This window comes from Cobetia sp. SIMBA_158 (assembly GCF_046566945.1).
In the GTDB taxonomy this organism is placed as follows: domain Bacteria; phylum Pseudomonadota; class Gammaproteobacteria; order Pseudomonadales; family Halomonadaceae; genus Cobetia; species Cobetia amphilecti.
This window is the reverse complement of record NZ_JAWJYL010000971.1, coordinates 1-242: the sequence shown is the minus strand read 5'-3', so window position 1 is coordinate 242 and position 242 is coordinate 1. Positions and strand designations below refer to the sequence as shown.

Below are 242 nucleotides of genomic sequence, written 5' to 3'. Positions count from 1 at the left end.
CACGGGTTTGAAAGTGTGTTTGTATTGTTTCTATAGCATCGTTTATACGTGACATAGAAATTGCAATATCCACTAAAACAGTGTCTTTAATATGGCGTTTACTTATGGGTTTGTCGGCAACAAAAATCGCAGCCTCAATGATTTCAACCAACTGCTCATCACTAATTCGCCGCCCAGCCATATACACTCTTAATAAATAAAAATACACAGCCATCTATTATGACAGAACAACCACTAACTAG

At 37.2% G+C, this 242-nt stretch carries 1 protein-coding gene; it reads right to left on the bottom strand.

The genetic code is table 11. The features are described 5' to 3' along the window. A partial coding sequence (locus R2R70_RS22705) for a hypothetical protein (RefSeq protein WP_410979300.1) occupies positions 1 to 181 on the bottom strand: 181 nt, incomplete at its 3' end. Between the last annotated feature and the right edge of the window lie 61 nt (positions 182 to 242).